The organism is Enterovibrio norvegicus FF-33 (assembly GCF_000286835.2).
GTDB classification, from domain to species: domain Bacteria; phylum Pseudomonadota; class Gammaproteobacteria; order Enterobacterales; family Vibrionaceae; genus Enterovibrio; species Enterovibrio norvegicus_A.
Genome location: NZ_AJYD02000013.1, coordinates 141,744 through 156,100 on the forward strand (window position 1 = coordinate 141,744; position 14,357 = coordinate 156,100).

The window sequence follows — 14,357 nt, forward strand, 5'->3', positions numbered from 1 at the left end:
GGGACGGCTAATGCCCTTACAAATAGCATTAATATTTAATTCAACCCTGTTTTATATAGTCGTGGCATTTGTGTACCCTATTTTTTGATGTAAGGCATGATCATTGCTCGACACAATGGCATACAATGGGTCATATCTTCGGCACCCTTAGCATTGGAGCATTACCTTGCTCGACAAACTTCACTCAACGTTGGTGCATCAAGCACCAGCTTTATTTAGACTGCCAATCAAACTTGTTCCAGCATCAGCGCAAAAAGCATTGATGTTAGAAACCTTAAAACGCGTGTTCCGCGAAGCATTGGATGATGGCGAATTTGAGTTTCTCGAGAATCGCTGGCTGGAAGTGCATGTGCGCGATATTGGATTTAAAAGCTATATTAGTTTTGATAATGACAAGCTGGTGGTGCAACAAGACATTGAAGCGCCGGATGTTAGATTTAGCGGTAATCTGAACGATTTAATATTGATTGCAGCCCGCAAGGAAGATCCTGATACTTTGTTTTTCCAGCGTCGCCTTTTGATTGAAGGTGATACTGAGCTCGGGCTGGAAGTGAAGAACTTGATGGACAGTGTGGATTTGGATTCATTACCGACCATGCTTCGCCAAGGACTATTTTCGTTAGCAGCCTTTGTTCAAAAAGGCCTGCAAGCTCCCGCTCCCCTCAATGAGGCGCACTATGCTCATAAGATCTGAAGCGCCTGCCGATCTTTTACCGATCGACAGATTGCTAAAAAAAGCCTTCCCAACAAAAGCGGAAGCCAAGTTGGTGATGTCATTGCGTGAAAATGGTCACAACACCTTGTCGATGGTGGCGTGTAACGACGAAGGCAAAATCGTTGCCCACGTGATGTTTAGCCCTGTCACTATCGGTGGAATGGACACTGGCGTCCAAGGCTTGGCACCGCTTTGTGTTCATCCTGATTATCGCAAACAGGGTATTGCCGTTTCATTAGTCAAAGAAGGCTTGGAGATCCTGAGGGAGCTAAGCTACCCAGCCTGTGTCGTGTTAGGCGACCCTGCATACTACGAACAGTTTGGCTTTACCGCCGCAAACACCTTCGGATTCCATTGCAAATGGGATGTGCCGCAAGAGGCGTTTATGGCAACAGAGATCATTGAAAATGCGTTTGAAAACCTGCAAGGCATTGTGGATTACTGCCCAGAGTTTGATGAGCTTTAACGTCGCAGTGATGTGATTGTTCCGCTATGTTTGGTTCAAAACAAGAGGGGCGGCCAGTGGCTGCTCCTTTTGTTTTTATGCTGAGTAAGTGCTCGCTGAGCGAGCATCTTGAAGCTGCCTGGGGATATCACTTCGCGCTTTGATGTCGATGCATCGCGAACTTTGATAGGATGCGTGCATATTTATCGGTTGAGTTTTTGACTTTCGTGGTGCCATGAACGATTTACAGCGTCTTAAAGAAATGGGGATTACCGTGTGGGATATTAGGCATCCCGTGGTGTTCCCTGAAAATATGACAACGGCCATTACATTGCCTCCGTCCTGCAAGCTGCTGTTTGTTAGTGAGAGTGCGCCGAATGACCATGAAGCTTGGCTGTTTGGGAAAATTCTCGCGAGCATGAAATTGACCCCTGAGCAGGCGCTTCGTTTGCCGCCGAGAGCACTGTCGGCGCTGGGCGAGCATTCGCTTGAATGGAGCTGGTTTTCCGGAGTGTCTGCGCACGCCTTGCCGAATGTTAAAGCGCTCTCTTCACCGTCACTCTCTGCGTTGAACGACGACCAAAACGCGAAAAAAGCACTGTGGAAACAAATAAAAAATTATGAAAACTGAATTACTTCCAATGGATGATTGCTGGCTCGATGCGGTGGTTTCCATTGAGCGCGCGGCGCATAGTCACCCATGGGCAGAAAGCCTACTGCGCAAGCCACCGACAAAGTTTGGCTGCAATCGCGTGTTGGTGATGAATGATGATGTGGTTGGGTATTTTTTCGCGCAATGTGTGGCGGGGGAAGCGTCGCTGCTTAACATTGCCATCGCGCCGATGTATCAAGGCAAAGGGTTTGGAAAGGAACTACTGAGCGGCTTTCTTGCCTGTATGCGTAAAATGGATGCGCAGGAAGCATGGCTTGAAGTGAGGGAGAGCAACCAAGCTGCCATTAAGCTCTATGAAGCGTTAGAGTTTAACGAGTTTGATCGTCGTTACGGTTATTACCCGACAAAAGCGGGTAAGGAAGATGCGCTGATCATGAGTTACTGGTTCGAATAATGATTTCGAATAAAAAAAACCCGCACTTAGCGGGTTTTTTTATACTACTTAGACGGCTTGCTCTTTTAAGACAATCATCACTGGAGGATGAATAAAGCCTTGGTATGCATCGATAAATTCTCTGTTTAGCCGTGTTTTATTTTCTTCATCTTTCACCCCTGTCGCAATCACGGTGATATCCAATGAGTCAGCAATATTGGCTAGCGTTTCAGTAAATAGGCGATTTTGGTTGTTTTGTTCTTGGCTAAATGCTTGATCCAGTTTGACATAGCTAGGTTTAAGCTTCGCCAAGTACTCTACTTCCTGTAGGTAGCGGCCAAAGTGATCGACGCCCACAAACGCCCCCGCATCGCGAACTTTGTCACTAAATGAAATGCAGGCTTTCAGGTTGTTGCGCGCGCTTGCTTCACTGATTTCAAAAAATATCTTTTCGCTAGGGAGCGCGGTATTGAGTGTCTGTACCAACCAATTGGTAAACGCCTCACTGGAGAGGCTTTCGTCGGTGAGGTTAAGCGCAATAGGCGTTTCAAGTGACTGTAACTTGTGCATGCCAACTAAGGACTCAATGACGATTTTGTCAAACTCAATACCTTTCGAAAACAGCTGGATATAAGGCATGATCCGACCTGCTGATTGCCACTGATGTTCAATCAATGCCTGCGTGAACACTTCGTAATGAAAGGGTTTGCTATTGGCGCTATCCAACCTATTCACTGGTTGCCATTGCAGGCGAATCGCTTTCTCGCGAAGGGTATCAGTAAGCAATGATCGCCAGGTTTCTCGGTCAATCACTTGCTCTTCGGATCCACGGTTGAACACAAACACATCGTTGATTTGAATCGCGCGCTGCATAGCGTTGTCGGCTAAAGACATCAGCTGAGAGCTAGGCACTGCATGACCATGAACCACACCAATATGGAAGCCTTCATTGGCATCAAAGCCTGCCATGGTCACTTCATTGTTTAGTGTGCTAATCAACGTATGAAGGCAATGTCGGCTTTGCTCTTCGCTGTATTCTGGCAACAGTAGTGCCACTTCGGTTTCGCTAATTCGTGCAATACAAATATTGGTTTGATTACCAAGGGCGGACTGCAGTGAGTTCGACAACAAGCGCCATGTTTCATCGCGCGCTGCGTAACCATAGCGACGATATATCGTATCCATCCATGCCATGTTAGCGATGAACACAGCACTTTGAGCGTCATGACCTTCCCCCATCCAACTGTTGAGCTGGTGTGAGAAGTATTGACGATTCGGAAGACCCGAGACCGCATCGTACATCATGCTGTTGTGCAGTGTTTTGAGCTCGTTATTGAGTGATTGAATCAGGCGTTGTACTTGCAGAGCCAAGCTATCAATGGCGCTGTCGAGGAGTGCCAAACCCGAGCGTTGCGATGAAGATTCCTGAGAGGAGAAATCTTGAACCGCCAACTGACGGATTGTTGATGTCGCTTTTCGGAGCGCGCGACGGTGTTTTTCACTGATCAGTGTGAACACGCATAACAAACCCAGTGTTAGCAGGCTAGCACTCGCTAACAGCGAGGCGATGCGTGTAGCGACATTTTGGTTCGCTTTAGCCGCCGACAACGTTAACGCCAGTGAAGCGACGACGGCATCGTCATTTTTTAGCTCAATAACTCGCTCGACGGGGGCAACTTGCGTGAGTGACGAAAACCAATATGAAGAAGTCGGCATTTTGTCAGTCAATATCCGCTCAGAAGACACGTCATCAGCAGACATCTTGTCATAAGACCAAGAGGCCGCTTCCGACGTAATTTGATCGGTCAACGTTATAGATGTCAGTTCAGGGGACAGCATGGCATTAACGATAAGCTTGATCGAATCCGTATCGTAGTAAGCGATGAACTTCGGTAGCGTTTGCATGAGTTGATGTGTCGCGTTATCGGCGCGCTGCGCTAACTTGGCTTGTTGTTCATGCGTATTCATGAACAACTGTCCGGTTATAAATATCGCGAGTAACAACGCAGCTGACACGTAGACCAGAAGCAGAGAAAGGCGTTTCGTTATCATAGTAAAGCTCGAGGTAGCGTAGAATAGAATAGGCCAGTACGCGCATGCGCTGGCCCACTCTCTTATGCATATGTAAGTTATGCAGGCATAAGGTCATACGACATAAAGTTATTCAGACGTAAAAATGGTCCATCTCATGTCTGTGACGCTGAATTCACCTGAAAGCGACGCCATCACGCGACGGTTAGTTTCGTGGGCGAGTTCGGAGTCTTCATCAATCAACGGCTCAGTATCGCCATAACCGATCGCTTCAACACGTGAAGCCGGGATGTCGAAATCCTCGATCAGTGCCGTTGCGACTGCGTCAGCGCGACGTTGAGACAGTGACAAGTTGTAAGCGGGGTTGCCCACCTTACTGGCGTGGCCTTCAATCGTCGCGACTGCGCCATCTTGCTCTTCCAAAAATGCCGCGAGCTGTTCGAGCTTTGCGTAGTTGCTCGGTATGAGTTTTGCGGAATCATTGGGGAATTTCACGTCTAGGCGAAAGCTTTGCTTAACGGTTTTGTCTTTTGCACAGCCGTCGTTGTTGACTGCCGCACCACTTAACGTTTCGCCACAAAGTTCACGGGCTTTGATCACGCCGTCGTAGTCAAGATCACGCAGGTCATTGGCTTGTGGTGAGACATCTTGCATGGTGGCAATCTCTTGATTGGCACAGCCAGCCAAAAGCAGAATAGGAAGTAAGAGAACGAGCTTGTTCATTATTGAACGCCTCCTTTGTAGCTATCGTCGCCCAACCAGACTTCTGGGGTAGTGATGCGTAATGATTGCAGCAGTTGCCCGGTGGCGTTAAGCAAGCGGTACTGAGCGATCAAATCATCATATTCAGCCGTTAAATACTCACGGCGTGCTTGGAAAAGTTCATTTTCTGAGTCCAATACATCAATCAATGTACGTTGACCCAATTTGAACTGATCTTCATAGGCATTGCGAGTTTCGATAGCTGATTCAACATGTTGACGAAGGTAGGTCATTTGTTGGCTCAGAAAATCACGCGCGTTCCAAGCCAAGGTCGTACCTTCAACAACGTCACGATAAGCTTCTTGTTGAACCGCTTTTGATTCATTAATGCTGTAAGCCGCTTCGCGCTCTCTTGAACTGTCTGCGCCGCCGGAGAACAGGTTGTAGCTGACGCGCACCATGGCGAGCACTTCGTCGCTGTTACCGCCTACGTCAGCACCAAAAGGACTTAGGCCATCGGAACCGTCTAAGTTGTCATCCCAACCCGCAGACAGATCAAAGGTGACCTGAGGGTAGTAATTGCCTTTGGCAGATTCACGTTGTGCTGTTGCTGCATTGATATCATTGCCAGCTGATTTAAGGGTAGGGTGATCGGCTGTCGACATATCAATGGCTTGATCTAAGCTAATTGGCAGCAAAACGGCATCAGGTGCTGGAATGCGTAGGTCTGCTGGTGCAACATTTACCAGTTTTTTGTAGGTGATGGTGGCATCAGAAAGGTTGTTTTTCGATGAAATTAGGTTCGAATGCGCACGGGCAAGACGACCTGTGACTTGAGACAAATCTGCCGTTGAGCCTAAGCCTGAATCAGTTTTTTGTTTTACTGCATCAAAAATAGTCTGGTGACTTTCTAGATTTCGCTCGGCAAGAACCACAATTTGACCTGCGCGCAGGTATTCTAGATAGGCACGAGAGACTTCCAATGCCACATTTTCCGCAGAGGCGAACAACATCCATTGTTCAGCGCTGGTTTCATATTCCGTGCGCTCAACTTCGCTGGAGGTTTGGAAACCATCAAACAGCATTTGGCGAAGGGAGACACCAATTTCTCGGCGCGTCAGTTCTTTGTTATCGTCATAGTTATCGTTGAGTCCGTCTCGACGGGTTGACGGGCTTTCTGTCCACTCGCGGCCAATACCTGCATCGAAATCAATCGTTGGGTAGTAGCCAGCAGAGGCTTGGTTCACTTGCTCTTCACGCGCCTTAAAACGGTTGAATGCTTGGCGGATTTGCGGGTGAGTATCTAATGCGGTTGCCACTGCCTGTTCGAGTGATTGAGCGGCAACTGACGTAGGTAGCAATACCGCAGCCACTGCCAATGCTGCCACGCTTTTTTTCAGCGACTGGCTAACACTGTTTGTCATGTCTCTCTCCTTGATTCTTATTATTAGCGCTCTCTTAGCGCAGATTCTTTTGCCCTTAAAATGGGATTAAGCAAATATTCTAGAACCGTCCGTTTTCCGGTAATGATGTCCACTGACGTCAGCATTCCCGGAATAATGGGCAATTCACTGCCATCCTTTTTTTCTAAGCTGGATCTATCGGTGCGGACTCTCACCAAGTAGAAGCTGTTTCCTTCTTCATCTTGGGTGGTATCAGCACTGATATGTTCTAAGGTGCCATTTAGACCGCCGTAGCGTGTGAAATCATAAGCTGTGACTTTCACGACCGATGGCAATCCTGAATGCAAGAAGGCGATATCTTTGGGCGCGATTTTTGCCTCTATCAGCAATTTGTCTTCAGCGGGTACGATCTCAATCAAATCAATGCCAGGTTGAACAACGCCACCTAATGTATTGATATGAATGGTTTTGATGGTGCCAGTGACAGGGGCAGTGATCACCGCTTTGTTCACTTTGTCTTGAGAGCCAACTTGTGCCTGCGTTAAGCGAGACAAGCGCGATTCCAACTCACTCATTTTTGAGCGGGTTTCATTGTTGAACGAATGCACCGCTTCACGGCGTTTTAAAATCGCTTCGTCGACAGTGGATTTGATCTTTGGCTGCATTAAGCGAAGCGATTCCAGTTCACCTTTGAGGTCGTTGACTTGGCGCTCAAGCTTGAGCAAGTCAATTTCAGAAACAATGCCTTTTTTGGCCAGCGGAATGGTGATTTTTAGTTCTCGATTGATCAGGCCATAGCTGTTAGATAGGGTGCGTAGCTTTGAATCAATCTCTTGACGTTCTTGCTGTTTTTGCTGGATCTGGCGAGCAAGAATTTCGACTTTGTTTTTCAAGTCGACCAATCGGCCTGCATATTCCTGGCGCTGACGCGCAATAAGTGCCGGCTCGGCACTTTCAAGTTGTGTGGGAAATTCCAATGGCAACATGGTTATCTGGATTTGCTCGCGCCAGTTTGGGGCCGTCGGGGTTAACTGGATGCTTTTTAGCTCGGTTTGCATACGCAAAATATTGGCACGAAGGCTGAACTCCTCCTCTTCTTGCTGAGCGAGGTCGGAACGAAAACGCGTGTCATCAATACGCGCAAGCGGTTCACCTTGTTGAACCAGTTGGCCTTCTTGCACATACATTGCTTGCAAAATACCGCCATCAAGACTTTGGATCAGCTGCACTTGTGAAGAGGGGATCACTTTACCTTCGCCGCGTGTCATGCGATCTAACGAGGCAAAGTTAGACCAAACCAACATCACTGCGAAGAATATGAATACCCCCCAAATTACCATGCGGTAGCGAAGTGGCGCGTCGGTCAGCATGGCACCATAGACATCGTCAGTCATTTCGATGTCATCGCGCTTCAATGGATTAGTCATGTTGTCCTCCTGCGTTATTGCTGTTTAAACGCTCAAGAACTTTGTCTCGTGGCCCATCCATCACAATGCGGCCTTTGTCCATCACAATGACGCGATCTACCAAGTTGAGTAGCGCCATTTTGTGGGTGATCATCACTAAGGTGCGATCTTTTGCGGCGAACTTCATGGAATGGATAAACTGGTTTTCCGCATGAGCATCAAGGCTGGCTGTTGGTTCGTCCATGATCAGTAGCGGCGGGTCGTTAAGCAGCGCACGTGCTAATGCGACAGACTGACGTTGGCCACGGGAAAGTGTTTCACCGCGCTCACCCACTTGTTTATCTAGCCCTTCGCTGTCTTGTAAGGTGAAGATTCCGACCCCCGACAGCTGGGTCGCACGGATTAACTGGTGCTCTGTCACTTGGCGGGTGCCGAACATGATATTTTCACGAATCGTACCGTGGAAAAGTGTCACATCTTGTGCCAGATAACCGACATTGCGGCGCAGATCGGCAGGGTGGATTTGTTTGGCGTCAACGCCATCAAAACGCAGGCTGCCGGCGCTTGGTTGATAAAGGCCTGCCAGCATACGAATTAAGGTACTTTTACCTGTCCCGTTTTTACCCAGAATCGCGATTTTTTCACCGGCCTTGATAGTCATGCTGGTGGGGTGAAGTGTCGGTTTTTCCGTTTCTGGGTAGCTAAAGCCCACGTTGTCGGCATAGATATCGCCTTTCAGGCGCTTACGACTGATCAGGTGACCTTTGTCTGCGAACTCGTCTTCTTGATCCATCATGGCATTAAGCTGGCGCATACCTGATTGGGTCTGATTCCAGCGACTCATCAGGCCTGCAAGCTGTGCCATCGGTGACACCGCGCGACTAGATAGCATCACCGCAGCAATAATGCCACCCATACTGATTTGAGCATCCGCGACGCGGTAAACCCCCATCACGACCACAGCAACAGAGGTAACTTGCACAATAAAAGAAGCAAAGTAAGACACCGAGTTGGTGATTTGTTTGACTTTCATGTTCCAGTTAGCGGTGTGTGCGGTCATTTGTTGCCAGCTTTTTTGCACAATACCTTCTGCCACGTTGGCTTTGATCCCTTCCAAGGCGGATAGGCTTTCAATCAAATGACCGTGCTTTTGGCTGGCGTATTTATTGGACTCTTCAATGGCGGCCTTCAGGCGCGGCTGCACCATGAATGCGTAACCGAGAATGGCGATACCCGCGACAACAGGCACGACCGCCAGATCGCCCGCGACAAGGTAAATCACAAAAATGAAGAAGGCCGCAAAGGGTAAATCCACCAAGGTAGTGATAGTCGCCGACGTTAACATGTCGCGAATACCATCGAACTCACCGAGTTGTTTTGCCATACCGCCGACACTTTTGGCGCGTTTTTCTAACGGGATCCCCATTAATCGCGCAAACAAGCGAGATGACACGATGATGTCGACTTTCTTACCTGCAATATCTATCAAGTAAGAGCGCATTTTCTTCATGAGAAAATCAAAGAAAAACGCGATCAGTGCTCCCGATGCCAGTACCCACAAAGATTCAAACGCCAGGTTAGGTACCACTTTGTCATACACATTCATGACAAACAGCGGCGAGACCAAGGCGAACAAGTTCACTAATACCGACGCGATTAACGCATCGCGATAGATAGGGGAGGCGTCTTTGACGGTTTGCCAGAACCAATGGATTTTGGTGTCGTGCAAATGCAGGTCGACACTGTTGTCACCGCGATACTGACGTTTGACCAAAAATGCATAGCCGACATACATGGACTCAAGTTCAGCCAGAGACATTTCTTCCTCACCGCCGTTCTCTGAGGTTTGTATCAGCGCTGTGCCTTCTTTCTCGTCAATTTCACGCAGAATGCAGGCTTTTTTGTCGGTCAAAAGAAGTATGCAAGGTAACAAAAGTTTCGGTAGCGCTTTTAGTTGGCGCCGCGAGAGCTTGGCAGTTAACCCTGCGCGCGCCGCAGCCTGAGGAAATAAATCCGCCGTCAGCAACGCATCAGTCATGGGTAATCCTGCCGTTAAGGCGTCGCCAGAGCACGGTGAACCATAGTGCTCAGTCAATAAGACCAAGCAATCTAACAACGGGTCGTCAACCGCCTGCGTAGACGCTGAAATGCGCCACTGCGACGGTTTACGTTCAGCGATAGCTGCTTCTGCCACCTAGTTCTCTCTATAAAAAATCAAAAATGTACAAATACAAAAAGGGCATCGGCTGATTGTCCGATGCCTTGAGGGTTTTAATTAGGAATGTTCTTCGAGCTTAATTTCAACAATGGGGTTATGCGTTGTTCCTGCGCCATCCTCATCGGTGATAGTCAACGTTGCCTCCTTGCCATTGATGATGGTATTGAGCACCACACCACCAACAGCGGAAGGATCTAGCCCTTCGTTTCCTTCCTGACCTTGGCTAACTTTTTCCAGCACAATATGTTGGGTGACATTTCCATCTGTATCATTCTCTAAGTCATTAACAGAAATAGATATTTTCAGTTGCCCTTTGTCATCGTAACCCACAGTCAGGTTATCTAATTGACCATTTGAGACAGAAACGAGATCGGACAAATCCAATTTATCTTCATTGACATTAAAATCACCAATGAAGTCAGTGATATGGTCATATCCATCTACGGCGCCGAGATTAACCAAGTCTTCTTTCATCCAGAGGAAGGTATCAGCCCCCGCTCCGCCTTCAAGAGTGTCCCCTTGTCCACCGTTTGCACTTGTTCCGGAAGTTCCGTGACCGTTAGCGCCACCTCGAATGATGTCATCTCCCGCGCCACCGATAATATTATCATTCCCTAAGTCGCCAAATAGATAGGCTCCAGTAGAAGGGTCGTAAGGATTTTCAAGCTCTAGTTCAAAGTTACCGTACTTGCCTGAGTCATGATTCAGAAGTCTCTCGTCGTGCGAGTCGACGACGTAGCCTGCGTCTTCAAAAAGCTCTTTCGTATATGCTTCATCATCGCGATTCAATCCACCTGTTTTTAATATGGCCTCGATGTTTGCGTTGATTGAGTCATCACCACCAAAGCCTGACACCATTGTTTCAGGTTCTGGAATTGGTGTGATGTCTTTACCAATAATATCGATATGAACCGTTGCAGTATCAGTGTCGCCTTTTTCGTCTTGAATGGTGTATGTGAAGTCAAAGTCCTGCTTTTCGCCTGCTTTAAGGTCATCGCCCTGATCTGCAGCCTCGAAAGTGAACTTACCGTTCTGCCAGATAGTCAACGTACCTTCATCGAAATCAACAGTCGCTATACCATCGGTAAAGATGAGCTCATTCCCATCCACCTTAGTGATGGAGAAAGCATGCCCTTCAGGATCGCTGTCGTTGTCGAACAACGAACCGCTTATTGTGTCAGTGTCTGAATTGTCAGGAGTTGACCCCTCTTCAACAATGAACTTGTCTGACAAAATGGTAATTTCAGTAATGACAAAATCTGAAGCGTCACCACTTGTTTGATTGTCTCCATCTTTCGTTCGAGGTAGAGCTTCAAACACGACGTAAGCAAACGCTACGTCTGAAATGATCGTGAATTTTCCGCTATTCCCTGAATCAAGCGAAAATTCCTGCACTTTGATGAAATTGCCATCTGCATCGTAAAGCGTGTATTGACCAACTTCAGTGCCATTTTCTTCGGCAAACAGACGTGCAACGCCAAACTCTAACGCCTTAATTGGATTTGTTAAGTCGATCCGCAATGCTTCGGATTGGTCTGTTTCATGATCGTATTCCACTTGATACGGCACGTCTCCAGCACCATCACCACGAGCACTGTCAGCGACACCCATACCATATTTGTTGTCTAGGTGCTCTGAGTCCTCGGTGATAAGTTCTCCTGCAGTATTTAATGAGCCATCTGCGTTTAGAACTTCGCCTTTTTTGAACGCTTTGACAGTGAAGAAGCCATTTCCATCTAGGTTTTCCCATCCATCAGCTTTTGATGTGGAAAACAGGATGCCATCGCCATCGTCGTTTGCATTCACCTCATTGACGTAAATGTGGATATTGGCGGTGTTGGACAGGTTTGTGCCATCAGTCGCTTTGTATTCGATCTGGACAGGGCCGTTGAATTCACTGTCTGGTGTGAACTTGATTCCGGTCACTTCTCCGTTCTCGGTAACGAGAGAAATAGTCCCCGCATTTTCTGGAACTAGATTAAGACTGTCTAATCCACTCTCTAGCCAAACAGACAACAAATCGCCATCTAGGTCACTATCGTTTCCTAAAATGTGCTCAATCGGAATGATGATTTCGTTGCCGTTGTCATTATTGACCCAATATGGTTGAGGACCGTCTACTTCAATGTTGTCGATATACGCACCAAAGTTTTTCGTGCTGGTGGTGTCGGCATTGTTCGCAAAAGAAAGCTCGATTTCTGCGCTACTATTCGCTGTGTATTCTGTTGAAACGGTGTGCCAGCCATTATTATCAGGACCTTCAATGGTGACCTCTGAGTCTTCAGGCGTAACCGTTACGTTCTTGTTGCTGTCTACGTTGATTTTGTAAGTGAACTCGCCGAATTTGAAGAGCATATCGCTGTCATCTTCGTGGTTCGGACGTGGCTTGAAGTCAAATGACAAGGTGTAAAGTTGACCTTCAATAACGCCATCACCCGCATCCAAAGTGCGACTAATGGTGACTGACGTGTCAACAGAACCATGGCTATCTAGTTCAGCGTGACTGTTTCCATCGGATGCCGTGCTGCCACCAACATTACCCGTTTGGATTTCTAAACCGTTGGTGATATCCCAGCCGTTGTACCCATCGACGACCACCCATTTGCCGTTATCTAGAACAACGTTATTGCTGCTTGGTTGGCTTTCAAATGATTCGAAGAAAATAGAACCTGTGTCTTTATAGTCATCTTTAGCAACTGGCGGGTTGTCGTTGTCGATGATTTTTGCACTGTCAGACAGTTGATTGCCTTCCTCAGCCAGCACGATATCCGCTTTCACACTCAAGGTAACATTCTCATCGCCTTCGAACTTGGCATCATCTTTGGTGTTGATAATGACTGTGAAATCGAGACGGTCACCGGAAAGCTCAAGCGGATAGCCTTTTTCTGGGTCAAAGAATGCTTTGATTACGTCGGCGTCTGTGATGGTTCTGCCACCAATTGTAATCGACGTAATGTCATCAGCATCAAACCCATCTTGGCTAGACAGGTTCAGGGTGTAGAGCACTTTTCCTTTCACCGCATTGCCCAAGAACACGGTAAAGTTAGCAGGATTACCTTCATCAGCGTCGTTCAAGCTATTAACTTGCAGAGTCGGACGATCGTCGTCTGAATAGGTACCATCGTCTTTAATGGTGGTTTCCTGGGTGTCAGACTTGTTGGCGGTAATGCCGCTGATCCCATCTACAGGGATTACTTTCAATGAATAGGTTTCATCGTCTTCGAAGACTGCGTTTGGCTCGTCGGCACTCGTTGTGACATACGCTAGCAACTGAGTCACGCCTGGTGGGACGGAGTAGTTTCCGTCGGCATCCGGGGATATTTCTTCGAATATATTGCGGTCATTCAAAAAGACAACTTTGAAATCGCGAGTATTGTTAAAGTCATTGATGTCTGTTTGTCCGAACTCCAGCTCCAGCGTAAATTTGGCGATCTTGTCCGTTTTTCCATCGATCGCAATGTTATAACAAGCAAAATCGCCTTCATTGACTTCTGTTTTGCCGCTGATTGATATAGTAGGGCGATCATCGTCACCGCCTGGCTTGCCGCCGATCACGCCGTCATCGGAGATGGTCGCGTCTTGGTTACCGGTCAGTACCAGGGATCTGTTATCACCATCAACGGTGATACCGGTATTGGCCGAGACGTTCAGGGTGAAGCTTTCGTCGCCCTCAAAGCGCTTGTCATCACGGGTGTTGAACACCACGTCAAAGTTGGTGTTGCCGCCGCTGATCGCGACGGTGTAGGTGCCGGCAAAGACCGCGTCGATGTCGTCAGCGGTCAACGCTTTGCCATTGATGGTCATGCCGGTGATGTCACCGCGCTCCACGTCGCCCTGGTCAATGCCGAAGTTGTAGGTGAGCTGGCCCGCGACCTTGTTGGACAGATCCACAGTAAAGGTGATGTCCTGGCCTTCGCTGACTTCGCCGCCGCCAGTGACATTAAGCAGTGGGCGGTCATCATCACCGCCAGGGTTGCCATCAATGACACCATCGTCAGAGAAAACAGCGTTCGCAGACGCGGTGCCGTTGGTGGTGAATTGGCCTTCTGTGACGACCAAGGTTAGGCCCTCGTCCCCCTCGAAGACATTGTCATCGTGGGTTTTGACATTGACCTTAAAGTCAGAGACATCGCCCTCCAGCGTGGCCTCGAAGCCGCCATTGAAGAAGGCTTTAATTTGGTCGCCGTTGAGTTTGACCCCATTGACGGACAGCGAAGAAATGTCGTCGGCGGTAAAGCCATCGGTGTTGCCAAAGCTCAGGGTATACGTGACGTCGCCATCGACTTTCACGTCAACAGGCCCGTTTTCGGTCTCTTTGGTCAAAGACACCACAAAGTAAGCTTTATCGCCTTCGCTGACTTCGCCGCCACCGGAAACATTCAGTTGTGGAC

Annotated in this window: 10 protein-coding genes; 4 read left to right on the top strand and 6 right to left on the bottom strand. The window is 48.1% G+C overall.

Going from position 1 to position 14,357, the window contains the following annotated elements:
• Positions 1–166 precede the first annotated feature (166 nt).
• From ubiT to rimI, 4 genes are all read left to right on the top strand, one after another.
• On the top strand, positions 167–694 hold the full coding sequence (gene ubiT, locus A1OO_RS02980) for a ubiquinone anaerobic biosynthesis accessory factor UbiT (RefSeq protein WP_016961647.1): 528 nt from the start codon (positions 167–169) through the stop codon (positions 692–694).
• Complete coding sequence (locus A1OO_RS02985) at positions 678–1,181, top strand: GNAT family N-acetyltransferase (protein WP_017004595.1); 504 nt, start codon at positions 678–680, stop codon at positions 1,179–1,181. The genes ubiT and A1OO_RS02985 overlap by 17 nt, the downstream gene beginning before the upstream one ends.
• Positions 1,182–1,395: 214 nt before the next feature.
• The gene (locus A1OO_RS02990) at positions 1,396–1,791 is read left to right on the top strand and encodes a DNA polymerase III subunit psi (RefSeq protein WP_017004596.1); all 396 of its coding nucleotides are present in this window, start codon (positions 1,396–1,398) and stop codon (positions 1,789–1,791) included.
• Positions 1,781–2,227: a ribosomal protein S18-alanine N-acetyltransferase gene (gene rimI, locus A1OO_RS02995; protein WP_017004597.1), complete on the top strand. Its 447-nt coding sequence runs from the start codon at positions 1,781–1,783 to the stop codon at positions 2,225–2,227. Before A1OO_RS02990 ends, rimI begins: the two co-directional genes overlap by 11 nt.
• A 48-nt stretch (positions 2,228–2,275) precedes the next feature.
• On the opposite strand, the gene A1OO_RS03000 is transcribed toward rimI, so the two are convergent.
• From A1OO_RS03000 to A1OO_RS03025, 6 genes are all read right to left on the bottom strand, one after another.
• Positions 2,276–4,258 carry an EAL domain-containing protein gene (locus A1OO_RS03000; protein ID WP_017004598.1) on the bottom strand — a complete coding sequence of 661 codons (1,983 nt, stop codon included), beginning with the start codon at positions 4,256–4,258 and terminating at the stop codon, positions 2,276–2,278.
• A gap of 108 nt (positions 4,259–4,366) precedes the next feature.
• Positions 4,367–4,960 (bottom strand): OmpA family protein, encoded by a 594-nt coding sequence (locus A1OO_RS03005; protein ID WP_017004599.1) that lies wholly within the window; start codon positions 4,958–4,960, stop codon positions 4,367–4,369.
• Positions 4,960–6,363 (bottom strand): TolC family outer membrane protein, encoded by a 1,404-nt coding sequence (locus A1OO_RS03010; protein ID WP_016961635.1) that lies wholly within the window; start codon positions 6,361–6,363, stop codon positions 4,960–4,962. The genes A1OO_RS03005 and A1OO_RS03010 overlap by 1 nt, the downstream gene beginning before the upstream one ends.
• Before the next feature lie 23 nt (positions 6,364–6,386).
• On the bottom strand, positions 6,387–7,769 hold the full coding sequence (locus A1OO_RS03015) for an HlyD family type I secretion periplasmic adaptor subunit (RefSeq protein WP_017004600.1): 1,383 nt from the start codon (positions 7,767–7,769) through the stop codon (positions 6,387–6,389).
• Positions 7,762–9,942, bottom strand: a complete 2,181-nt coding sequence (locus A1OO_RS03020; protein WP_017004601.1) for a type I secretion system permease/ATPase — start codon at positions 9,940–9,942, stop codon at positions 7,762–7,764. Before A1OO_RS03020 ends, A1OO_RS03015 begins: the two co-directional genes overlap by 8 nt.
• Before the next feature lie 81 nt (positions 9,943–10,023).
• The coding region (locus A1OO_RS03025; protein WP_017004602.1) for an Ig-like domain-containing protein at positions 10,024–14,357 on the bottom strand (4,334 nt) is incomplete at its 5' end.

Coding starts and splice junctions, on each gene's coding strand:
- A1OO_RS02985 (WP_017004595.1), top strand. CDS start 678: ATGCTCATAAGATCTGAAGCGCCTGCCGATCTTTTACCGATCGACAGA.
- A1OO_RS02990 (WP_017004596.1), top strand. CDS start 1,396: ATGAACGATTTACAGCGTCTTAAAGAAATGGGGATTACCGTGTGGGAT.
- rimI (WP_017004597.1), top strand. CDS start 1,781: ATGAAAACTGAATTACTTCCAATGGATGATTGCTGGCTCGATGCGGTG.
- A1OO_RS03000 (WP_017004598.1), bottom strand. CDS start 4,258: ATGATAACGAAACGCCTTTCTCTGCTTCTGGTCTACGTGTCAGCTGCG.
- A1OO_RS03005 (WP_017004599.1), bottom strand. CDS start 4,960: ATGAACAAGCTCGTTCTCTTACTTCCTATTCTGCTTTTGGCTGGCTGT.
- A1OO_RS03010 (WP_016961635.1), bottom strand. CDS start 6,363: ATGACAAACAGTGTTAGCCAGTCGCTGAAAAAAAGCGTGGCAGCATTG.
- A1OO_RS03015 (WP_017004600.1), bottom strand. CDS start 7,769: ATGACTAATCCATTGAAGCGCGATGACATCGAAATGACTGACGATGTC.